The 22432-nt window shown below is 53.3% G+C and carries 16 protein-coding genes and 3 pseudogenes; 7 read left to right on the forward strand and 12 right to left on the reverse strand.

The features are described from left to right. Position 1: 1 nt before the first annotated feature. From ACOTZP_RS07110 to ACOTZP_RS07130, 5 genes are all read left to right on the forward strand, one after another. Positions 2-430 (forward strand): universal stress protein, encoded by a 429-nt coding sequence (locus ACOTZP_RS07110; protein ID WP_009652460.1) that lies wholly within the window; start codon positions 2-4, stop codon positions 428-430. Between the two features lie 15 nt (positions 431-445). After that, a complete protein-coding gene (gene eno, locus ACOTZP_RS07115; protein WP_009652415.1) occupies positions 446-1732 on the forward strand; it encodes a phosphopyruvate hydratase in 1287 nt (428 codons plus the stop codon). A gap of 377 nt (positions 1733-2109) precedes the next feature. Further along, on the forward strand, positions 2110-2745 hold the full coding sequence (locus ACOTZP_RS07120; RefSeq protein ID WP_223175621.1) for a 2,3-bisphosphoglycerate-dependent phosphoglycerate mutase: 636 nt from the start codon (positions 2110-2112) through the stop codon (positions 2743-2745). Positions 2746-2779: 34 nt separating this feature from the next. Further along, positions 2780-3154 (forward strand): fluoride efflux transporter CrcB, encoded by a 375-nt coding sequence (crcB, locus tag ACOTZP_RS07125; protein WP_016154442.1) that lies wholly within the window; start codon positions 2780-2782, stop codon positions 3152-3154. A 115-nt stretch (positions 3155-3269) separates the two neighbouring features. Then, the gene (locus ACOTZP_RS07130; protein ID WP_197984771.1) at positions 3270-3524 is read left to right on the forward strand and encodes a cation-transporting P-type ATPase; all 255 of its coding nucleotides are present in this window, start codon (positions 3270-3272) and stop codon (positions 3522-3524) included. A gap of 168 nt (positions 3525-3692) precedes the next feature. Here ACOTZP_RS07130 and ACOTZP_RS07135 read toward each other — a convergent pair whose 3' ends face one another. The 4 genes from ACOTZP_RS07135 to ACOTZP_RS07150 form a co-directional block, all read right to left on the reverse strand. Then, the gene (locus ACOTZP_RS07135; protein WP_016154444.1) at positions 3693-6752 is read right to left on the reverse strand and encodes an efflux RND transporter permease subunit; all 3060 of its coding nucleotides are present in this window, start codon (positions 6750-6752) and stop codon (positions 3693-3695) included. Then, positions 6749-7864: an efflux RND transporter periplasmic adaptor subunit gene (locus tag ACOTZP_RS07140; RefSeq protein WP_009652501.1), complete on the reverse strand. Its 1116-nt coding sequence runs from the start codon at positions 7862-7864 to the stop codon at positions 6749-6751. Before ACOTZP_RS07140 ends, ACOTZP_RS07135 begins: the two co-directional genes overlap by 4 nt. A 101-nt stretch (positions 7865-7965) precedes the next feature. Next, positions 7966-9132 (reverse strand): sensor histidine kinase, encoded by a 1167-nt coding sequence (locus tag ACOTZP_RS07145; RefSeq protein WP_009652412.1) that lies wholly within the window; start codon positions 9130-9132, stop codon positions 7966-7968. After that, a complete protein-coding gene (locus ACOTZP_RS07150; protein ID WP_032950081.1) occupies positions 9129-9824 on the reverse strand; it encodes a response regulator in 696 nt (231 codons plus the stop codon). Before ACOTZP_RS07150 ends, ACOTZP_RS07145 begins: the two co-directional genes overlap by 4 nt. A 127-nt stretch (positions 9825-9951) precedes the next feature. Here ACOTZP_RS07150 and ACOTZP_RS07155 point away from each other — a divergent pair, with 127 nt between their 5' ends. Further along, the gene (locus tag ACOTZP_RS07155) at positions 9952-10737 is read left to right on the forward strand and encodes a MipA/OmpV family protein (protein ID WP_016154445.1); all 786 of its coding nucleotides are present in this window, start codon (positions 9952-9954) and stop codon (positions 10735-10737) included. A gap of 1619 nt (positions 10738-12356) precedes the next feature. Here ACOTZP_RS07155 and ACOTZP_RS07160 read toward each other — a convergent pair. The 5 genes and pseudogenes from ACOTZP_RS07160 to ACOTZP_RS07180 form a co-directional block, all read right to left on the reverse strand. Next, positions 12357-12548: a heavy-metal-associated domain-containing protein gene (locus tag ACOTZP_RS07160; protein ID WP_016154448.1), complete on the reverse strand. Its 192-nt coding sequence runs from the start codon at positions 12546-12548 to the stop codon at positions 12357-12359. Between the two features lie 345 nt (positions 12549-12893). After that, positions 12894-14363, reverse strand: a complete 1470-nt coding sequence (locus ACOTZP_RS07165) for an efflux transporter outer membrane subunit (protein ID WP_009652383.1) — start codon at positions 14361-14363, stop codon at positions 12894-12896. A gap of 17 nt (positions 14364-14380) precedes the next feature. Continuing rightward, positions 14381-17554, reverse strand: a complete 3174-nt coding sequence (locus ACOTZP_RS07170) for an efflux RND transporter permease subunit (RefSeq protein WP_009652455.1) — start codon at positions 17552-17554, stop codon at positions 14381-14383. Next, positions 17554-18768, reverse strand: coding sequence for an efflux RND transporter periplasmic adaptor subunit (locus ACOTZP_RS07175; RefSeq protein ID WP_009652401.1), 1215 nt, complete (start codon positions 18766-18768; stop codon positions 17554-17556). The genes ACOTZP_RS07170 and ACOTZP_RS07175 overlap by 1 nt, the downstream gene beginning before the upstream one ends. Positions 18769-19314: 546 nt before the next feature. Then, positions 19315-19440 (reverse strand): annotated as a pseudogene (locus ACOTZP_RS07180) (hypothetical protein); the annotation flags it as partial. Between the two features lie 272 nt (positions 19441-19712). On the opposite strand from ACOTZP_RS07180, the pseudogene ACOTZP_RS07185 reads away from it, so the two are divergent. Further along, positions 19713-20099, forward strand: a pseudogene (locus tag ACOTZP_RS07185) (transposase); the annotation flags it as partial. Here ACOTZP_RS07185 and tssB read toward each other — a convergent pair. From tssB to ACOTZP_RS07200, 3 genes and pseudogenes are all read right to left on the reverse strand, one after another. Then, positions 20097-20401: pseudogene (gene tssB, locus ACOTZP_RS07190) on the reverse strand (type VI secretion system contractile sheath small subunit); the annotation flags it as partial. The pseudogenes ACOTZP_RS07185 and tssB sit on opposite strands and share 3 nt — an antisense overlap. A 736-nt stretch (positions 20402-21137) precedes the next feature. Continuing rightward, positions 21138-21743 carry a DUF2913 family protein gene (locus tag ACOTZP_RS07195; RefSeq protein WP_009652485.1) on the reverse strand — a complete coding sequence of 202 codons (606 nt, stop codon included), beginning with the start codon at positions 21741-21743 and terminating at the stop codon, positions 21138-21140. Positions 21744-21819: 76 nt separating this feature from the next. After that, positions 21820-22386, reverse strand: coding sequence for a YagK/YfjJ domain-containing protein (locus ACOTZP_RS07200; RefSeq protein WP_009652434.1), 567 nt, complete (start codon positions 22384-22386; stop codon positions 21820-21822). Positions 22387-22432 lie beyond the last annotated feature (46 nt).

The raw sequence follows: 22432 nt of genomic DNA on the forward strand, positions 1-22432 counted from the left end.
TATGCAAATTTACCGGCATGCCTTGTTACTTGTACAGAATGAAACCGATGGTCTGCTGTTGCTTGAGCAGGCAGAACGTCTGGCAAAAGAGATGGGCACCCGTATTACTGTCGGGCATCTCAGTGCTGACTATAGGGAACTGGATTATACCAGTGACTCATTAACCAAAGACCGTCAGTCCCGCGAAGTTATTGATGCAAAGGCAATGCTTAGCCGTCTGGTGGAGTCCAGCAGTATTGATATCAACGTCAGGTCCATCGTCAGCATCCATCGTTTCCGGGACGTTGAGGCCGTTGTTCAGCATGAAGATATCGATCTGGTCATGCTGGGGCATGAAAACCGCCTGTTCGGGGTTTTTTCCTCCTTTTCTTTCGAATTCATCAATCACCTTTCTGTTGATGTTCTGATTAAACATATTCCAGCCCCTTAAAAGAAGGTCAAACTTATGAGCTTTGAAATTGAATGTATCATCGCAAGAGAAATTCTGGATTCCCGCGGTAACCCGACCGTAGAGGTTGAAGTGACTTCTGTAGGGGGCAGTATGGCCCGTGCCTCCGTTCCTTCCGGTGCCAGCACCGGCTCCCGTGAAGCCATCGAGCATCGCGATGATGACAAGACACGTTTTGGCGGTAAAGGTGTTCAGGATGCGGTCCAGTGCGTCAATACCGAAATTAACGATGCCCTGCAGGGCTACGATGTACGCCGCCAGAAAGAAATCGACAACTGTCTGATTGCCCTTGATGGCACAGAAAACAAAGGCCGGCTGGGTGCTAATGCGATCCTTGGCGTATCGCTGGCAGTATCCCGCCTGGCGGCACAACTATCCTCTACCCCGCTCTACCGCTATCTGGGTGGCGTCGGCGCGAATCTGCTGCCGGTTCCCTGTATGAATATCATTAACGGCGGAGTTCATGCCCGCTGGCAGGGCGCTGATTTTCAGGAGTTTATGATTGCACCATGGGGAGCCTCTTCCGTACGCGAAGCTATTCGCTGGGGCAGTGAGGTCTACCAGGCCCTGCGTCAGGTCCTGCTGGAAAAAGGTTTATCCGCCGGCGTGGGCGATGAAGGCGGTTTTGCACCGGCCGTTTCCTCAAACCGTCAGCCGCTGGAGCTTATCGTGGAGGCAATTAGCAAGGCGGGATACCGCCCAGGCGAAGATATCGTTATTTGCATGGATCCGGCCTCCAGTGAATTCTACGTCGATGGGAAATATACCCTGCGTACCGAAAATACCCGGCTCAGCGCCGACGAAATGACCCGCTACTATGAGCAACTGGTGAAGGATTTCCCGATAGTCCTGATTGAAGATGGCCTTGCGGAAGACGACTGGGCCGGCTGGCAGCTCCTGCACCGCGCGCTCGGCGATAAAGTTGAGCTGGTTGGCGATGATATCTTTGTGACCAATGTGAAATATATCCAGCGAGGTATCGATGAAAACCTGGCCAATGCCGCATTGATCAAACTGAACCAGATAGGCACCCTGAGTGAAACCATCGAAGCCGTCCAGTTGTGTCAGGATAACAACTGGGGAACCTTTATTTCGCACCGGAGCGGGGAAACCGTGGACAGCTTCATTGCAGATATGACCGTCGGCCTGCGGGCTGGTCACCTGAAAACCGGTGCACCCAGCCGTGGGGAGCGCATTGAGAAATACAATCAACTGATGCGTATTGAAGATGAATTAGGTGATGCCGCCATCTTCGCCGGTAAAGCCGCCTTCAAAAAACGCTGATTCCGTCACCCTTCCCGTATGCTCAGATACGGGAAGGGGTAGGGTGGTTCTGTGAACGGAAAAATACTCATACTGTAACAGCAACGGGGATCCAGGCAAACTGTCTGGTTTTCCTGATCGCTGATGCCTTTTTTAATATACTGCCGGATGATACCAGTGCCGTTGTAATCGCGCTGTTCATCGGGAGCGGTGCCCATCTTCTGATGCGTCACCTCCTTGACCGGAGTCCAGGTAAATCCGGGTAATCAGTACAAACAACTCAACGGGTTCAGGTCCTTCCGGTTCAGTTGTGGGTGACAGACAGGTAGTTGTTATGGGGAAAATTATTTTACTCCGCCATGGCGAAAGTTAGTTGAATCGCAAAATCGTTTTACCGGATGGGAAAATGTCCCGCTGATGCTGAAAGGAGTGGAGGAAACCCGGCGCGCAGCAAACCTGATAAAACGGTCCGGAATCAGTGTGCCACTACAATCATAGATGGAGCCTGCACATCCGTTCTGAACCGGGCAATTCATTCGCTCTGGCTGATAATGGAAGCGCTGAATCAATTGTGGTTACCGGTGGACAAATCATGGCGGTTAAATGAACGTCATTACGGTGCGCTTCAGGGAATGAACAAAGATGAAGCCACTCAACAGATTGGCCAGAAAATCGTTTATCACTGGCGGAGGAGCTATCGTGGTATCTCCCCTCCGTTGCCGGATGCACCTGCTTCACTTCATCGTGAGGCACGTTATCGTCATGTGTCCCTGACGGATTTGCCGGGGGGAGAAAGTCTGGAAATGACGCAACGAAGGTTGTTGCCTTACTGGCACCACGTCATTGTCCTGCGCGTCGCCAGTGGCGAAACCATGTTGCTGGTCAGTCATGCTAATACACTGCGTGCGCTGACCATGTTTATTGAGCAGATTGATGAAAATAAGGTTCCCGATCTGCATGTCCTGACGGGAATCCCCGTACTGTATGAAATGAATGAAAAACGGGCCATCACCGCACGTTATTCCCTTGAATGACGGTCTGATGGTGCCCTGATTTCAGCGAGGTGGTATGTACAAATCATTATTCGCGGTGGTGATAGGCGGATCGATCGGCTGTGTGATCCGCTGGATACTGTCCATGCGTCTCAATGCACTTTTCCCCAATCTTCCACCTGGTACCCTGGTGGTTAATCTGGTTGGCGGATTTATCATCGGTATGGCACTGGCCTTTTTTGTCCGGCAGCCTCACCTTGATCCCGCCTGGAAGTTTTTTATTACCACCGGCATATGTGGCGGTATGACAACCTTTTCCACCTTTTCTGCTGAGGTGGTGGTGTTACTTCAGAATGGCAATTATGCATGGGCTGTCATTTCCGTACTGACGCACGTAACTGGCTCGCTTCTGATGACTGCCACTGGTTTCTTTGTGATGACACTGCTGTAAAAGCATATGCGCCATACACTTAACCGCGCCATGTCTCCGGCAGATTTTCATTTTATCGCCATAACAACATACCTGACCTGCCGGGTCAGGTATTTCCGGAGAAGGGTGTATGGAGATGCTCCCTGAGAATATCGTGAAGGGACTTTCCGAAGCCGAGGTGCAGACCCGGCTGGGTCAATGTGGCTATAACGAAGTGCGTGAACAGCCTCCGGACCAGGTGCGTGCTATCCTCAAACGTCTGCTGGGTCCCATCCCCTGGATGCTCGAAATTGCGCTGGTACTTGAAGTGGTTCTGGGAAAGACGACTGAACCAGTGCGCGCTCAGACAACGACGAACCATCCATTCACCTCATTCGGAGGTCACAGATAGTCGCTGTCTCACACGCCGAATCCCCTCCTGAGTTCACCACGATCCAGCAGGTCATGGCGGCGTCCGGCGCCATGATCCTAGCAGTCGCAACCGGCAGCGACGGTCATCCCCATATCCGCGGGTTGCAATCATTAGTCGAAGCACTAGGCGATGATACGGCAGGACTCGTCAGGGATACGGTTTCCAGTGAAAGATTAGACTTATTGCTGCCGGCAGTAGTGTCAGCGTTGCCAGTGTGGCTGAAAGCAGCCCACCAATAATGGCAAATGCCATCGGTCCCCAGAAAACATCCCGGGCAATCGGCAGCATCCCGAGAATGGCCGCCGAAGCGGTCAGCATGATGGGGCGTGAACGGTGCAGCGCGGCGACTTTGATCGCCTCATCCGCAGTGAAACCATTTTTCATCCCCACATCCACTTCGCTAATAAGAATGACGGCATTACGGATGATCATCCCGGCCAGTGCAATGATCCCCAGCAGCGCCACAAACCCCATCGGTATGCCAAAAGGCAGCATAGCCACAACTATCCCAGGCAAACCAAACGGTGCCATCAGCAGGGCCAGCAGCATCGACGAAAAGCGTTGTAACTGAATCATCAGCAGTAACAGCATCACCATCAGCGTGACAGGCAATACCGCATACACTGAGCTGTTTCCTTTCTCCGATTCCACAACCACTCCACCTTCCTCCACACTGTAACCCGGCGGGAGACTCTCCCGGAAACCGGCAACCACCGGAGAGAGTGCCGATGACACGGTCTCTGCACGAACGCCGGGCGCGGTATCCGACTGAACCGTGATAAACGGCAACCGCTGCCGACGCCAGATAACCGGATCATCCAGCGTCCATTCTGGCGTGGCGACCTGTCCCAGGGGAACTTTATTCCCGGTCGATGATGTCAGCATCAGAGCATTCAGTAACGCCGGGTTTTGTCGTGAGGCTTCATTTCCCCGCAGCACCACATCAATCTGGCGGTTACGGTCGCGCAGGGTGGTCACGGTGGTTCCGGAAAACAGCGTGGCAAGCGTTCCTGCCAGTGACTGAGACGTCATGCCGGTGGCACGCGCCTGCGTCTGATCCACCCGCAGACGGATGACCCGCTCCGGTTCACCGGACGTCAGATTGACACCCCGGGTATCGGGATTGCGGGCAATCATCCCTGCCAGTTGCGTGGCCAGTTCACGTACACGGGTATTATCCGGCCCGGATACCCGGTATCTGACCGGCCAGCCCACCGGAGGGCCCAGCTCCAGTGTGGATACCCGGGTTGTGAGCGTACTGAAATCTTTCGACAGGATCTGCTCAAGCTGTTTCTGCAGCCGGTTTCTCGCCGCTTCATTTTTCGCCACTACGACCAGCTGGGCAATGTTCTCTTTCTGCAGCAGAACATCCATCGGCAGATAAAAACGCACAGCGCCGGAACCGATGTAGCTTGAGTAATGGTCAATATCAGGATTATCGCGCAACTTCGCTTCAAACTTCAGGACGTCGCGGTGCGTCTGTGCCTGGCTGACATTCTGCGGCAGAGTCAGGCTCACCAGCAGCTCCGGGCGATCGGACGCTGGGAAAAACTCACCCTGCATCAGCAGGGCTCCGCCCCCGGACAATATCAGTATCGCCAGGGCACAACCGAGTGTCTTGCGCCGGTGCTGCATCACCCGGTCGAGCAGGCGGGTATAATGACGGTGAAAGAAACTGTGCTTATGTGACTGATGTGAATGCTGTTCCGGCAGTAACCAGACGCCGGTAAGCGGCGAGAAAAGAACCGCAACCAGCCATGAGCTCAGCAGCGCTGTCAGTACCACCACAAACAGGGAGTAGCAGTATTCTCCTGCGCTCGATGCCGCAAATCCCACCGGTATAAATCCGGCAATCATCACCAGTGTCCCCGTCAGCATCGGGAACGCGGTGGTACGAAATACCTGCGTGGCGGCCACACTCAGGGCATCGCCAGCCTCAAGCCGCGACACCATGGCTTCTACGGTGATCATGGCATCATCAACCAGCAGTCCCAGTGCAATGATCAGGGCACCGAGGGAGATTCGCTGTAGCCCTATTCCGGCCAGTTCCATCCCGGTAAATGTCATGGCCAGCACCAGCGGAATGGCCACGGCGACCACCAGACCTGCCCGGCTGCCCAGCGAAACAAAAGAAACGGCCAGCACAATAATAACGGCCTCAACCAGCACCTGGACGAATCCTCCCACCGCGTCACTGACTACGGCCGACTGGTCTGCCACCTTCTCCACACTGATCCCGTAAGGAAGATGCGTGCGGATCCTGTCCATCGTCGCGTTCAGCGCCCGACCAAAATCAACAATATTTCCACCGCGAGCCATCGAAATCGCCAGCCCGAGTGCTGGTTTACCGTTAACCCTAAACTCCGGTGAGGGCGGATCTGCCTGCTGCAGTGTGACCGTGGCCAAATCGGTGAGTGGGATAAAACGGTTTCCGGTATGCAGCACAATTTGCCGCAGGCTGTCCACGGATGTGAAGGCGCCACTGACTTCCACCGACATATTTTCCTGTGATGTCCGGATACGTCCGGCGGGCGTGACGGCATTCTGTGCCTGCAGAGCCGCCGTCACCTGCTGAAGATCGAGTCCCATTCCCGACAGTTTCAGTGGATCAAAAGCAATCACCACCTGTTGTTCGCTGTCACCCAGCAGCGTAACTTTCCCTGTTCCCGGAACAGCCAGCAGAGATGTCCGGATATCATCGACGGTATCGCGTAACTGCCGGGGAGTGAAGCCGTCCGACGTGAAGCCATAAATTGTGCCGTATGTATCATCGAATTCATCATCCACGGCCGGGGTGGTGGTGCCGTCCGGCAGGGATGCCCGGATGTCGTCCATCTTTTTCCGCACGCTATACCAGATACCCGCAACCTCTGACGGCGGTGTGTCATCACGCAGGTTCACAAAAATCACCGACGAGCCCGGACGCGTGTAACTCTCGATATAATCCAGATGTGGGATTTCCTGGAGCTTCTTCTCCAGCGTGTCGGTGACGAAACTGACGGTATCTTTTACCGTTGCGCCCGGCCACTGTGCCGACACCACGGCGGTCTTAATGGTAAACGCCGGATCTTCGCTGCGCGGCAGATTTAGAAAGCTCATGACGCCTGTCACCGTGACCATCAGCATCAGAAAAGCCACCAGTTGTCGGTGGGCCAGTGCCCAGGCAGAAAGATTAAAACCGCCGGAAGCGTGCATAACATTTTTCATTTTTGGTTCTCCGTCAGCACGTTTTCCCCGTCACGTAACTGACTGACCCCGGCAGTGACCACCTGTTCACCGGCTGTCAGCCCTTTGCGGATGAGCACCGAATCGGTCATATAGGCCGCAATGTCAACGGGTGTCAGGCGCAGGCGATTTTTGCCGGTGTCCACCACGAACACTGCCGGTTTCTGTTCTTTCCTCGTCAGGGCAGATGCCGGTACCTGAAACACTTCACTGCCGCCCAGGGGTAATGACCCGGTGACCGTCGCCCCCATAGCCATTACCGCGGGTGCATTCTCAAGGTCATAGCGTACCCGCCAGGTCCGGGTCTGTGTGTCGGCCTGCGGGCTGATGTCACGCAGCGTTCCGGTTACCGACACCGACGGGTTATCCGCCATACGCAGGGTGAGTGTCTGCTGCTGTTTCAGGGTGTCAGCCAGAGCCCCCGGTACGCTGAAGACCGCATCACGGGCCCCTGACTGCGCCACCCGCAGGATTTCCTGTCCGGTGGTCACTACCTGTCCCGGACCGGCGCTGACGGTGGTGACCACCCCGGTAACCGGTGAGAGCAGTCGCGCATACCCCAGACGGTCCGCTGCACTGCTCAGGTCGGCCTGAGCGCTCTGCAGTTTTGCTGTTGCCGTGTCGCGGTTTGTGCGGGCCTCGTCAAGCTGAACCCGGGCAACCGCACCCTGCGGGGCAAGCAGCGTCATGCGTCGCAGGTTTATCTCAGCAAGCCTGGCGCTTGCCTCGGCTTCCTGTACTGCCGCCTGAGCACTGCGGTACTGATTACGCAAATCGGTATCATCCAGTTCAGCCAGTACCTGCCCGGCAACCACTGACTGCCCCACATCCGTGAGTCGTTTCACCATCCGGCCATCGGTACGGAAGCCGATAATCGTCTCTTCATGGGGCAATATTTCACCGGTCATCAGCGTCTGTCCGCCATGATTGCCGGCAGATACCTCCGTGGTCATCACCGGTCTTGGTGGGACATGGCGGGATACCGGCTCATTATCACAGCCGGTCAGTTGCAGGGCGAGGGCGAAAACCAGGGCTGAGCCCCGTCGCCAGAAAAGCAAAGACGCTATCAGGGGGATGAATGAATATGATGGCATGGCAGCCTCCGGAAAAAATGCTGCCATGAGTAAACCGCAGGTGTGTCCAGATACGTTCGACGAACCATCAAGATTTGGTCAAGAAAAGTGAAAAAGAAAACTCATACGGGCAGTTTCACCCGAAACAGGAGTCCGTTCCCCTCTTGCGGGATACTGGCGGTCAGCGTTCCGCCGTGAGACTCACAAATGGCTCTGGCAATCGACAGACCCAGTCCACTGCCTCCTGAATGACGGGAACGGGAAACATCAGAACGGGTAAACCGGTCAAACATCACCGGCAGAAAATCCGGTTCGACGCCCGCGCCGTAATCCCGGAAGGAGAACGTCCAGTAGCCTGACTGAACGGAACCCTGTATCGTTTGCTTCCCGCCTTCCGTCGCGTAACGCAGTGCGTTCTCCATTAAAATGGTAAAGACCTGTCCGATTCGCAGCGGGTCCGCACAACATTCTCCCGGAGGGATATCCGTGTCGTAACCGAAATGCCCGGCGGTAGCCTGTGGCCGTAGCCAGGCAATCTTTTCCTGCAGTAATCCGGCGGGTGAGAAGCGTTGTTTATTCAGCGTAAGCTGCCCTGCATCAGCCAGTGAGAGCAGGTGCAAATCATCAATCAGACGGCTGAGGCTCAGGAGCTGGTTCATCACCATATTCATCTGCGCTTTATCAGCCGGGAATACGCCGTCCATCATTCCCTGTAGACGGCCCACCGCGGCCGTCAGTGGAGAGCGCAGTTCATGCGCGGCTGCAACATGAGATGCCCGTAATTCCCGGTCATAACGTTCAAGTCTTTCGGCCATGGTATTGAAGTTCTGCGTAAACAACATCAATTCAGAGGGCGCACTTGCATCCATTTTTGAGCGAGTGGTAAAACGCCCCTGCGCTATCGCTGCGGAGGCTCGCGTCAGCAGACCGAACTGCCGGGCGAGAGGCCGGGCGGCCAGCAAACCGAGCATAATTATCAGCGGTGTCACAAACAGGACCAGCCCTCCCAGCGTCAGCCAGTCTGTTGACGCAATGGACGGATCTGAGAACTGCAGTCCGTACCAGTCATCAATAATTTCATGGTAACGGATGCGATTAAGATCGGGATTTTCCCGCAGATGCAGAAATTCCTGTCGTACCGCCTCCGGCATCCGATGCTGTACCCAGGCATCCAGCAGGGCAAAACGCAGCCACATGCACAGGGCGATAAGCACGACACTGCCGGCCGCCAGCGACAACACCCTGACGCAAATCCAGCGCCATAATGAACGGGACTCTCTTTTTTTCATGGCTGCAGATACCGGTAACCGATCCCTCTCACGCTGGTCAGCACACCGCTGACCCCCGCTTTTTCCAGTTTGCGGCGTAGGTTATAGATGTGTGTATCAACCACCCTCTCCAGCGCATCACTTTCCGGCAGGCAGTGTTCAAGCAGCGTCTGACGGGAACAGACGCTCCGGGGGCGGGTCATCATCATGTCCAGCAGTGAAAACTCGGTGGGGGTCAGCTCAAGGTGCACCCGGTTTTCATCGTGAATAACAGCGACTGACATGGTGTCCCGGTTGAGTTCAACGGCCCCCACCCGGCGATAATTTTCAGCGCTAGCATGCGCTGCCGCCCCACGCCGTAACACCGCCTGCACCCGGGCCACGACCTCACCCGGATGATAAGGTTTGACGACATAATCATCCGCACCGAAGCGTAAGGCCCCGATACGGTCCGGGGCCTCGCCCATTGCGGTGACCATTATCACGGGAACATCGGATTCGCGGCGCAGCCGGCTGAGTATTTCTGTTCCGGTCATACCCGGCAGCATGATATCAAGCAGAATAAGTGCAGGATGCTGGGTAAGGGCGGCTTCAAGTCCTGCTTTTCCATCATGGGCCAGTATGACCCCGAAGTTTTCACGGCGAAGATAGGCTTCGAGCACATTCGCCGCATCCCGGTCGTCCTCGATAATCAGAATACGTTTTGTGTTCATTCATTCTGCCTTGATGGTTTCTTGATGGTTTCCACGCTGAGTCTTGATAAAGCATCGTCATAATCCACTGCGGGTGGCCGGGCGGGTCACAGCTTACCGTAATGCATAAACATAAAACGAGGGATATATGATGGCAACGTATTCGTCTGTAACAGGGTGTACAGTGATCCTGCTGGCAGCGACCTGCGGGTCCGCTATTGCCGACAGCGGCAATCAGGATGGAGTGACGGTGGGGATAATGGGAGAAAACGCCCCCCGCTACAGTGGCGCGGATAAGCAGCACTGGACAGTGATGCCTTCCCTGCAGGTCCGTAAAGGCGCGTTTTTCTTCGACTCAACAAAAGGTATCGGTTATGACCTGCAGACGGATAATGGCCTCTATTTTGAAAATGCGTTCGGATACAGTTTTGGCCGTGCCGATCAAAATTCATCGTGGCGCGATGGTTCTGACAAACTGAAAGGAATGGGAAACATCCGTGGTGCACTGAACACGCAGGTTGCTGTTGGCTGGCAGGTGAACAGCTGGTTTACCCCGGAAATCCGTGCAACTCTGCCGCTGACGGATTCACAGGGGGTACAGTACCAGGCCTCGCTGACGCTCGTGCCCTGGCAGAACGACACAGATACGGTTGCCCTGCAGGGCGCGGCACTTTTTGGTGACGCCCGGTACATTAACACCTGGTACGGCGTTAATGCTGCCCAGAGCCGCACAACCGGTTTCCGGGAATACAACCGTAGCGCAGGATTTTATGCTACGCAGACTACCCTGAGCTGGCAGCATCAGTTTAATGAACACTGGGGCACCCTACTGGGCGCTTCATATGCCTGGCTTGCGGATAAAACCAGTGACAGTCCTGTTGTGTCAGCGCGAGACAATATCAGCGGTTTTGCTGGTATCAACTGGACATTCTGACACGCCAGGAACTGGCAGAGTCTCCGAAAAGTGGACTATCAGAAACATATATTTGAATGTTGATATCAGATGATGTTTTGCGAGTCATCTACTGGCTTGGAAATGGCTTCAAGCCCTGAGTGATATATCACCGGAAGATTACGAGCAGGAGCATGTACTATTACACTTTCAGTGGAGTGGATTATAAGCGCAGGATAATAGCATATGAGGACAGCATTAAAATTCATTACATTCCCAAATCCTTTATCTATATTCTCGCTAGTATAAAATCATGTATAGCGAAAGAAAACCCTAGCACCTTAAATAAGACCGCACCGACAGTCTTTTGCGCCGAGGTTCTTCTCCCCCCCATAAACAATGACCACGAAAATATCAGGAAAACTACGACATCACATGTCAGATGGGCCGAATCCCAGCTTAACCAGAATTGACGAATGAATACTTGAAAAATTTGACATAAATTGAATATCGTCATTCCATAATAGTATGGGCATAGTACGAACTGCCAGCTAGTTTGTTCCGTCCGTTGAGTCTCTAACTGACTATTATTTTAAGACTAACATATCAGTCTCTTTGATTTTTAGATAGCAATAATATTTGCTGATATTACTTCATTGAGTACTTCTACCGCCATACTGGCATCAAGATTCTTGACCGACACATAGACCTTTATATGAGCCTCCACGCTATCGAGAATTATCTCGAACGTACGGTCAAGCTCTTCTGGATAGTAGTTCATCACGCTGTCGAACACGCTATTGTACGATGCCCTGACAATCCCATTACATACCGTAAGGAATAAGGCGATATTTCTCATTCAGAACTGAATCACATGCGGTAGCAGGAGGATGAAAATCAGCTACTGAAGAAACAGGTGGCTGGCCTGAGTGTGGACAAGGAGATGCTTCAGGAGATGCTGAAGCAAAAGTTCTAAGGCCGGCACAGAAATACCAGTCGGTGCATTCTCTGCGGGAAGCATATCGTATCAACGCCTACCGGGGACGCGGGTTACTAATGCAAAGCAGAACTGTTTAACCGCCGCTATCGGACATAAATACTGGATTTTAATCTATTTAGAACTCAGAATGAGGTACGGGAGAATTACATTATGCTGGCTGAGGTAATACAATAACGAGCGGCCTCATGAATCTCTGAATAACCTGATACAGGAAGAGGTATCGGCTGATGACTGAAAACCCGGAGCTATCAAGAAGTGCATGGAACAAAAATGGCATGCTTAAACTTACAGCGTTTGGTTTACGTATACTTCGCTCTTCTTACTTTTTATGATGATAAATTTGGCATACCACCCTGTTCTTAATATATTTAAAAAAAACCAAATACTCCCTCCACAAATACTTGACGTCACATGATACATTAATGAGGCCTTAAAAGAAAAAACCGATGATTTAGTAAATCACACATAAATATTGAACACAATACATTTAACATAGAGAAAAAATTAGTGAGTTAAGTAATAGACATATTAAATCAAAACTACAACTCAAGACATCTAAACACCCCACCATGGTGCATAATAATAACAGAAATACTTCTAACCGTAAGGATACATGATAAAAAATGGTTACCACAGCGGGGAGGTAACCATTTTTAGTTAACTACTCTCTCGGAGGAAAACCTGCCTCACGTAAAGCATTAGCAACTTGTTCAGTAGATAAAGAAGTTTTCACTTCGATCTTACGAGTCGGTGGATCAGTTATGATACTTGCCTCAGGATCAATATTTTGAATCACTTTAGTCACTGTCCGGGCACATCCGCCGCATGTCATATTTTCTAGATGTAATTGCATATATATATCCTATTTAGTTGTAGTAACTTCAATGATAGAACTTGCCACCGTTGTAAGGTCAAGCCCTATCGCCAAAAATTTTCGTGCTTATATTCTCTGACTAAGCGTTTCACCTGAGGTGGGGATATATACTGCCCCAAAGTATTTCAAGTAAACCGTTCAGTTGTGCTTTCTGCCGGCTGTCGGGCAACAAGACGAAGACGTAGCAGTCCTCGCAGTAAAAGAAGTGGTTGCCGCGCCGTAACCCCTTATCCCTACGACAATGCAATACGCGGGCGGTTTTATCCCTCCACCCACGTATTGCCGACCTTATCGCCAGACAGTGGCGTTAACCTGCCCGGAGAGTTATGGCTTAGCCGGAGAGCTTTCTGTCCATCCGCCCCCCAGCGCTTTATACAAATTGACCAAATTGCTCATTCGCGCCAGTCGGGTCTGAACCAGAGTTTGCTGTGCACTGAACAGCGCTCGTTGCGCGTCAAGCTCCGCCAGATTATCGTCAATACCGGCCCGGAAGCGCTGTGAGGCCAATTCATAGTTAGCCTGGCTGGCCTGCACCAACAATTGTTCTGAACGGAATTGATCGTCCAGGGTTTGTCTGCCCGCCAGGCCATCAGCCACTTCGCGGAAGGCAACCTGAATCGCCTTCTCGTAATTCGCAATTTCGATGCGCTTTTGTACCTGGGCTAGGTCCAGATTGGCGCGCAGAGCGCCTCCCCGGAAAATAGGCAACGAGATTTGCGGAACAAAACTCCAGGCCGCTGACCCCGGCTCGAACAACCCGTCCAGACTCGAACTGGCCGTACCAGCCGATCCTGTCAAACTGATTGCCGGGAAAAATGCCGCGCGAGCGGCCCCGATATTGGCATTGGCCGCACGCAGTTGCTGCTCTGCCGCACGGACATCCGGACGACGCACCAGCAATTCTGCCGGCAAGCCCGCCGGCAACGCGGAAGGGATGATGTCATCGGGCAAGGTATTCGCCTTATCCAGGCTGGCCGAGAGTTCGGCCGTCAATGGCTGCCCTAAAAGCAAAACCAGTGCATTGCGATCCTGCGCCGCCACCCTCGTATAAGCAGCCTGACTGACTTCCGCAGTACGCAACGCAATCTCTGCGCGCCGCAAATCAATTTGCGTTGCATTACCCGCATCAAACAGCGCCTGGGTCAATGCGTAAGTCCTCTTTTGCGTGCTCAGCGTATCGTGAGCCAGTTGCAGCAACTCCTGATCCGCACGCAACGTCAGATAAGCGTTTGTCACCTCAGCGAGCAGGCTCAGCCTTGCCGCAATCCGTGTTTCATCCAACGCCAGGTACGTTGCCAGCGCCCGATCGCTGAGGCTACGAACCCGTCCCCACAAATCCAGCTCCCAGGCTGACACCGCACCATTAACGTCATAACTCCGCGTTATCTGCGTTGTACCACTCGGGCTGACATCTGCGGGCAGACGCTGCACGGTAGCGCCCGCATCCACATTCAGTGTTGGCAACATATCGGCACGACGGATCCGGTACTGAGCCCGCGCGGCCTCAACATCCAGCACCGACTTGCGCAGATCGCGGTTGTTTGCCAACGCGACCTCAAGTAATTGTTGCAACAACGGATCACGATAGAAATCGCGCCAACCGATATCAGCCACGGCAGTCTGAGCCGCTGAAACTGTTCCCTGAGCATAAGCCGCTCCCGAAGGATAGCTTGAGCTCGTTGGTGCAGAAGGCCGTTCGTAGTCCGGCGCCATAGTACAACCGGCCAATACCAGCGCCATCGCCAGCACCGAGAGTTTATTAATACGATGGTTCATTTCATACTCTGCTTTCATTATTCTCTCTCCGCCCGTCATGGCCGTGAATCACTGATTGCCCGCTGTGCCTGCTTGATTTCCCGGCGAATAACCAGCTTACGGACCACGACATAGAACACTGGCGTCAACAAGAGTCCGAACAGCGTCACCCCCAGCATCCCGGCAAACACGGCAATCCCCATGGCATGACGCATTTCCGCACCGGCACCGCTCGCGATCACCAAAGGCACAACCCCCGCAATAAATGCCAACGAGGTCATCAGTATCGGGCGCAGACGCAGGCGAGCGGCCTCCAGCACAGCAGCCAGAGGATCGACGCCTTCACTCTCTCTGGCGCGAGCGAACTCGACGATCAGGATTGCGTTTTTCGCCGCCAGTCCCACCAGCACCACAAAACCAATCTGCGTGAAGATGTTGTTATCTCCATTCGATAGCCAAACCCCGGCGATCGCGGAAAGTAATGCCATTGGGGCAATTAACAGCACCGCAAACGGCAGCGACCAGCTGTTGTATTGTGCGGCCAGGATCAGGAACGCCAGGAACACCGCCAACGGGAAGATATACAGCGCCGAGTTGCCAGTCTGCTTCTCCTGGTAAGTCAGATCGGTCCATTCGTATGTCATTCCCTCAGGCAGCGTTTCACTAACGATCTTCTCAATAGCTGCCGTTGCCTGTCCGGAGGAGTAGCCAGGCGCTGCGCCACCGGTAATATCCGCCGACGGATAACCGTTGTAACGCATAACACGGTCTGGTCCAGAGGTACGGGTAATGTTCACCAGCGTTCCCAGTGGGATCATGTCACCCGCGGCATTACGCACTTTAAGCAACCCGATATCTTCAGGCTGCATACGGAATTGCGCATCCGCCTGAGTGATCACCCGATACGTACGACCGAAGCGGTTAAAGTCATTTACATACAGCGACCCCAGATTCACCTGCAACGTATCAAAGATATCGGTCAGTGCGACGCCCTGAGACTTGGCTTTGACGCGGTCGATATCAACCTGCAACTGAGGTGCGTTGGTCTGGAAACTGGCCATCATCCCTGCCAGTTCAGGAGCCTGCATGGCCTTCGCCATAACCATCCCTTGAACACGGGTCAGCTCTTCAAAGCCAAGCCCTGCCCGGTCTTCGATCTGGAGTTTAAATCCTCCCATGCTGCCCAGCCCCGGTACCGGTGGTGGCGGGAAGATCCCGACAAAACCGTCAGGTATCTGGCTAAATTTCCCCATCAGGCTACCGGCAATAGCCTCGGCAGACAGCGAAGGATCCTTACGTTCACTGAAGGGTTTCAGCATGGTAAACATCAATGCGGAGTTAGGCATGTTAGGGCCGTTTACCGACAACCCAGGAAACGCCACGACGCTTTCCACTCCAGGTTCCGCCAGCGCAATTCGGGACATCTCTTTCACTACGGCTTCCGTGCGATCCAACGAGGCGCCGGAAGGCAATTGAGCAATCCCAACCAGATAGTATTTGTCCTGAGCGGGCACAAAACCGTTAGGAACCTGCTGGAACCCCAACAGTGTCAGGCCCAGGAAACCGGCATACAGCACCAGCACGATGATACTGCCGCGTACGGCCCGGCGGACTGCGCCAACGTAGTTGTTCGACAATCTATCGAAGAAAGCGTTAAAGCGACGGAAGAAACCACCGAATACGCGATCCATGATGCGCGTCAACCTGTCGGCCTGCGCCATATCCTGATGGGGTCTAAGCAGAACCGATGCCAGCGCCGGCGACAACGTCAACGAGTTGATCGCAGACAAGATCGTCGAAATGGCGATGGTCAGCGCGAACTGGCGATAGAACTCCCCCTGCAATCCTGACAGGAACGCAGAAGGAATAAACACAGCAGCCAAAACGGAAGTAATGGCTAAAATAGGGCCAGTCACCTCGTCCATGGCCCTTCTTGCCGCTTCTTTCGGAGAACGGCCCTGTGCAATATGCCGTTCGACGTTTTCAACCACCACAATGGCATCATCGACAACGATACCAATCGATAACACCAGACCAAACAACGACAGCGTGTTGAGCGAAAAGCCGAACAAATACATGAGGGCGAAAGTACCGACCAACGAAATAGGTACCGCGACCAGAGGGATGATCGAAGCCCGCCAGGTTTGCAGGAACAGCATCACCACCAGTACCACCAACACCGTCGCCTCCAGCAACGTCATTGCCACTGATTTCAACGAGGCGCTGACAAACACTGTCGGGTCATAAGCGATACGGTATTCGATACCTTCCGGGAAGTTGGCCTGCAGCCTCGCCATCGTCGCCCGAACCGAGGCAGAGACGTCCAGCGCATTGGCGCCTGGCGTCATAACGATGTGCATACCCACGGCATTTTTATCGTCCAGCAGGCTGCGCAGGGAATAGTTGTCCGATCCCAATTCCAGACGCGCAACATCGCGCAGGCGGGTAACCTGCCCGTCAGCGCCAGCTTTGATCACGATATCGCCAAACTGCTCAACGGTGGTCAGACGCCCCTGGGCATTGATACTGACTTCGAAGGCTGAGGAGCTGTTCGGCTGTTGACCGACAGAACCGGCCGCGACCTGGACATTCTGCTCACGAATTGCTGCGGTCACATCACTGGCCGTCAAACCGCGGGAAGCGACTTTGGTCGGATCCAGCCAGACGCGCATCGCGTATTCACCCTCGCCCCCAAGCGTGACGCTGGCAATACCTGGCAAGCGTGATAGCTCATCACGCACGTTCAACATGGCATAGTTGGAAACATAAAGCGGATCGTAGCGATCGCCCTGTGCAAATATATGCACAACCATGAGGATATCCGGTGACGTTTTCTCCGTCACGACACCGATCTGCTGCACCTCAGTCGGCAAGCGCGGCAAGGCCCGAGAAACCCGGTTCTGCACCTGAATCTGCGCAATATCGGGGTCGGTTCCCTGCCGGAATGAAATCGTCAAGACCATTCGACCGTCGGCAGACATCTGGGAACTCATGTACAACATGCCTTCCACCCCGTTGATTGCCTGTTCCAGTGGAGCAGCAACGGTGTCAGCAATCACCTTAGGGTTAGCACCAGGGTAGCTTGCCGAAACCTGCACGGTAGGCGGTGTTACCGATGGGTATTCACTCAGCGGAAGCTGAAAGAAAGCCAGAGCGCCAGCTATCAGCATAAACACCGATAACACAATCGCGAAAATAGGCCGCTGGATGAAGAAGTGTGGGAATTTCATTATTGGCCTCCCCCTTCAACGGAGCCGGCTTTTTCCCCCTCGCTAACCGACGCGCCAGAAGCCTGCATCGGGGTCAAACGCGGCGTCACCGCCATACCGGGACGCACCAGCCCCTTGATAATAATGTTCTCACCGGCTTTCAGGCCACTCTTGACCACGCGCAAACCATCAACCACCGCGCCCAGCTCAATCGGGCGATACTGCGCCTTATTATCCGCACCCACCACCAGGACATAGTTGCGTCCCTGATCGCTCCCTATCGCCTGATCGTCAATCAGAATCGCCTGATGTGCCGCACCGGTGGCCAGCTGCACGCGGGCAAAGGCACCTGGCGTCAGTTTCCCATCGTCGTTAGGGATTACGGCACGTACCCTGACAGTACCGGTACTACGATCGATCTGATTCCCGACAAAATCGAGCGTTCCCTGATGCGGGAAACCTTTTTCTGTCGCCAGCCCAACATGCACGGGTAAACGCTCTTCCACCTTGTTAACTGCGTCAGGACGTGCCTTGCTGACTGAATTAAGGAACGTCGCTTCGTCAATATCAAAGTAAGCGTATAGCGGATTGACGGAAACAATCGTTGTCAATAGCGTCGCAGATCCCGTACCACCGCCGCTGACCAGATTTCCCTCAGTCACCAGCATGCGATCCACGCGGCCGGTAATCGGTGCCACCACGCGCGAATAAGACAAGTCCAGTTTCGCCGCCGCAACCTCGGCCTTTGCAGCCTGCACCTCAGCCTGACGAGCATGACGTGTAGAAGCGGCGTCATCGTAATCTTTCCGGGATACCGCGCCATTGTTCACCAGCCGACCAACTCGTTCAAAATCGCGATTGGCCTGGATAGCCAGCGCTTCTGCCTGCTTGAGTCGTGCTTGCGCGCTGTCAAGAGCCACCTGGAATGGACGAGGATCAATTTGGAACAGCAGCTGCCCCTGACGCACCATGCTGCCTTCAGGTACGCTGACAGCGTCGATGGTACCGCCAACGCGTGGGCGTAGCTCTACGGTTTTTGGGGCCGCCAATGAACCGGTAAACTCTGCCGAAGGGACTATCTGACGCGAGAGCACTTCGGCTACGGGAACCTGGGGAGCCATAGGTGCGGCCGCTGCGGCCGGCTCATCGTTGCCGCCACTATCCCGGGCAAACGCAATCCCGGCAGTGGCGATGATTGCGGCCGACACAATCAGAACCCCAATTTTCATTTTCATAACAGTGATCCTTTCATACGCCACAGGCAGCCCCGGCCCATCCGAAAACGGCGCTGTAGCAATTTCTTACAAGGCTAAAGGTTGATGTTACTGGAAGGTCAAGCACACCAATTAAAAAAAATGAAAAACATCCAATCAGGCTTAATTAATATTTAATGTGTAAGCGTTAAACGAGCGCCGTATTGACGATTATTTATCGGGAAGAACCACGTTCCATGGAAGTAGTTCGGCCACTTTGTTGCTGGACTACTCCGGTAGTATGCTCAAGATATGGCGAAGGTAGTGACCCATGCAGCAATTGAGCTCACCGCTGAAGACTCACGCCAGACCTTCCCCCTTCTCCCGGGATAGCCGCCTGCGGCAGCATGTCATTCGTCATCGCGCTGCCAACCTGACCATTCAGAACCAGCGGCACAACATGCCGCATTTCTTTACGCAACTGGCTGATTTGCTAGCGCGGGACCAGCAGATGATTGGTAGGTGCTTGGCTGTCCGCGTGTCTCCGGGGTCAGACACTGACCTTTACTGACAGCTGGCGGCCCCCATTAAGGTCGGAACCACAGTACTTGGCGGGCTGTGCTGCAGGCGCTGATACTGCCCCAGTACCAGTTCGGCGCTGTTCAGAACATTTAGCATCCAGAACGGGGACATGTCTGCCATGCGCTCGTTACTATAGGGCAGGATCGTCTACCGGGGTGGGGTCAGTCCATCAACGGCTCGGAAGTGTCTAGATTACCCGTGGCGATTCAAGAAGGTTGAATATGATTCCCGACTCATTAATGGAACGCTGCATGATGTTATGCATTACGGGTTGACATTACGATGTGACGGGCCGGGTTAGCTGTATGGAGCCTGTACACAAGTTTGTGTAATTGCCTGATTTTGATATGTTCAATTCAACATCAAAAGCAGGTTACTTTATGGACGAAAAACAGTTGTAGGCTCTGGCTAACGAACTGACCAAAAATCTCAAAACCCCTGACGATCTCAACCAGTTCGATCGCCTGCTGAAAAAAATCAACGTTGAGCGCCGCCTCAACGCCGAAATGCTCCATCACCTCGGCTACGGTAAACATCAGTCTAAACCGGGTGCCAACTCCCGCAACGGCTATTTCACAAAAACCGTTACCACCGGCGATGGCCCGCTGGAACTGCGTACGCCGTGCGATCGTGACGGCTCCTTCGAGCCCCAACTGGTGAAGAAAAACCAGACCCGGATCACCGGGATGGATAACCAAATCCTGTCACTGTACGCCAAAGGGATGACCACCCGTGAGATAGTGGCTGCGTTCAAAGAGTTGTATGACGCGGATGTCTCACCGACGCTGGTAGTCCTTCATGCTCCGGAAGGTCAGACTGATGTTGTCTTCACTGCCATCATCAGCAAGCGTGTTTTTAACGGTAAGATTGACTTTTGGGGAATATTCAGAAATGACAGAATCACAATTATTTTTATTCAAATCAACTTTTTTGCGCTCAGACAAGGGGCAGACTCCTGACCATTACTGAAGTCGCCCGCCACGAGCAATTTCAGGGGGAGCTCCGTTTTCTTGCTCGCACCACCGGTATGCAAATCAAGTTTTAAATTAATACGCGCTTTAGGGATTTCGGACTGAAAGGAAGAATTAGACATGGCTGTCCCTGTTCTATGGAGTGATAGAAACGGTCAATGCCAGTGAAAAATAAATAAGAAAAAATTACCCAGCCAGAACAACTTTCCGGTTCGCGTCATCCGACGTAAATAAAAATCCCGGAACCAAAAAAAGCGGGCGCATTCCATCCACCAGCATGTCGACACTGTATTTTCTGGGTATTTGTCTGAAATGAAAAATTTCGGATAAGGCCCAATGGCTGGAGTTTGGGAACGTTCCCTGCCAGATCGAAAATGAAAAAATGTAACAAAGATTTACATTCCTGGCTTTTAACAAAAAAAATATCATCTTTCTGATTTATAAAAATTTTACACCATAACCCTTCAGGCCCCGCGGGATAAGGATGTACAGAAAATGATCAATTTGGCTTAGGGTGTATATTTGTACAAAATATCACCAGTCACGTGAAATATCTGATTTTGTACTTTTATCAGAAATTGAGAAGCTGGACGTGACTGAGCATGTGAAAAACTGGCGACAGTTTCAGGTTTCCATCATTTCTTATTATTCACGTAAACCGGGCTTATTTATTTTTTTTCAGATTAAAGGAATTGCAACGCCCGGACTTTACGCATATCTCATACCTGTACCAGCGATATGAATATCTCAGCCGCCGGTGCATTAGCGCGACCAGGAACAACACCCGTTCGGTTTACAGAAAGACAGACGTGGACAGTGATGAGCTTTGCTGCGGGTTGAGAACGGTTGTTTTACTGCTCAAGGTTGTAACACGATCCGATTCGACTCCAGCATGACAGCCGACAGTGTATGAGCCGCAAAAACAGCCATACAGGCTGACAAGTCGCCATTCACAAGAAACTCAACCGGCGCAACGAGTTTCCCTCCATCCGAAAATCCGCAGGTCAGTGCCGACTTCCTTACCAGCAGTGCATTCGCATCGCTGTATTCCAGGGCCAGAAGCGTTTCATTGTCCCAGTCCCTGTCACTCACCGCTGCATTGACCCAGCCCCGCGATTTAAGCTGTTCAATTGCGTACGTCAGCCGATACAAATCCGACTGCGCTGACACCGGTCCGGTGCACGAAGACCACAGATATTCCAGACGACTGAATAAGCTGGCGGCAAGGCCTTTGTTACGCCCCAGCGTCAGCAATCCCTCAATATCAGATGCGATTGCACGTGGAAACCGTTTTTGCTTATACGCCACCGTTAACCAGCGCAGTATAAATGCATGCGTGCTGAGTGGCGACAATGCCTGACCATCCTGCTGAGCGGTACGTAAGGCGACAAGGGCGCACCAGGCGAAATGCGCAAGTGCTGTGACGGTTTGTTCCGGGGGTAAGGTATCGTGAGCTTTTTTCATTCAGGGATTATATCGGCGCTGCAGACACCGGGGAAGACCTGGATAACTCCCCCATTAATTAGAGAAGCTATTACTTTCACGGACAAATCATCCCCGTTCTGGCCGTTGCTATTGGCTCTGACATGGCCTTAACATGCACGGTAAGCTGGTTAAAGGGTGTTGCGAAGACTCCCTGAGCGACGCGGTTAATAATGATCTGCGTCATACTCGTTACACCGTCAGTGCAGGCGGTACCGGTCACCTTTTGCCATGCGTCGGCGATGATGGCGTTAAGCCCCGGAGGCGCACTGTCGGTCAGTTGCAGGTTTCGCCCTGTACCCAGCGTATCGAGATTGAGCAGCAGCACCATTTTGCACTCCGGTGCGCTGGCCGTCTCCCATATCCAGCGTAACAGCGTCGGGAGTGAACGATGTCGTGCCTGCTGACGCTGGCGCGAATATTCGCCGGTGCGCTGCCAGACTTCAGAGTGAAAACGCAGAATCAATGACCGGTATTCGCTCATGGCTTCACGATACGGTAGCGCCAGCGTAAAGCTGAATGCCGCCAGTCGCGGGTAATGGTCAACGGCCTGTTGCAGAAATGCACGCGTGCTGACGGCATCCGCGCTGACAGCATCAGACGCCCGTATGTAAGAATGATTCATAATGCAGACTCTCTTTAGGTTAAATCAGGGAGGACACCGCCTCTAC

The sequence above is a fragment of the Enterobacter cloacae complex sp. SYL001 genome (assembly GCF_049237025.1).
GTDB classification, from domain to species: domain Bacteria; phylum Pseudomonadota; class Gammaproteobacteria; order Enterobacterales; family Enterobacteriaceae; genus Enterobacter; species Enterobacter intestinihominis.

Coding starts and splice junctions, on each gene's coding strand:
- ACOTZP_RS07150 (WP_032950081.1), bottom strand. CDS start 9,824: ATGAACACAAAACGTATTCTGATTATCGAGGACGACCGGGATGCGGCG.
- ACOTZP_RS07140 (WP_009652501.1), bottom strand. CDS start 7,864: ATGCCATCATATTCATTCATCCCCCTGATAGCGTCTTTGCTTTTCTGG.
- ACOTZP_RS07165 (WP_009652383.1), bottom strand. CDS start 14,363: ATGAAAGCAGAGTATGAAATGAACCATCGTATTAATAAACTCTCGGTG.
- ACOTZP_RS07145 (WP_009652412.1), bottom strand. CDS start 9,132: ATGAAAAAAAGAGAGTCCCGTTCATTATGGCGCTGGATTTGCGTCAGG.
- crcB (WP_016154442.1), top strand. CDS start 2,780: ATGTACAAATCATTATTCGCGGTGGTGATAGGCGGATCGATCGGCTGT.
- ACOTZP_RS07110 (WP_009652460.1), top strand. CDS start 2: ATGCAAATTTACCGGCATGCCTTGTTACTTGTACAGAATGAAACCGAT.
- ACOTZP_RS07130 (WP_197984771.1), top strand. CDS start 3,270: ATGCTCCCTGAGAATATCGTGAAGGGACTTTCCGAAGCCGAGGTGCAG.
- eno (WP_009652415.1), top strand. CDS start 446: ATGAGCTTTGAAATTGAATGTATCATCGCAAGAGAAATTCTGGATTCC.
- ACOTZP_RS07195 (WP_009652485.1), bottom strand. CDS start 21,743: ATGAAAAAAGCTCACGATACCTTACCCCCGGAACAAACCGTCACAGCA.
- ACOTZP_RS07135 (WP_016154444.1), bottom strand. CDS start 6,752: ATGAAAAATGTTATGCACGCTTCCGGCGGTTTTAATCTTTCTGCCTGG.
- ACOTZP_RS07200 (WP_009652434.1), bottom strand. CDS start 22,386: ATGAATCATTCTTACATACGGGCGTCTGATGCTGTCAGCGCGGATGCC.
- ACOTZP_RS07160 (WP_016154448.1), bottom strand. CDS start 12,548: ATGCAATTACATCTAGAAAATATGACATGCGGCGGATGTGCCCGGACA.
- ACOTZP_RS07175 (WP_009652401.1), bottom strand. CDS start 18,768: ATGAAAATGAAAATTGGGGTTCTGATTGTGTCGGCCGCAATCATCGCC.
- ACOTZP_RS07120 (WP_223175621.1), top strand. CDS start 2,110: ATGGGAAAATGTCCCGCTGATGCTGAAAGGAGTGGAGGAAACCCGGCG.
- ACOTZP_RS07155 (WP_016154445.1), top strand. CDS start 9,952: ATGATGGCAACGTATTCGTCTGTAACAGGGTGTACAGTGATCCTGCTG.
- ACOTZP_RS07170 (WP_009652455.1), bottom strand. CDS start 17,554: ATGAAATTCCCACACTTCTTCATCCAGCGGCCTATTTTCGCGATTGTG.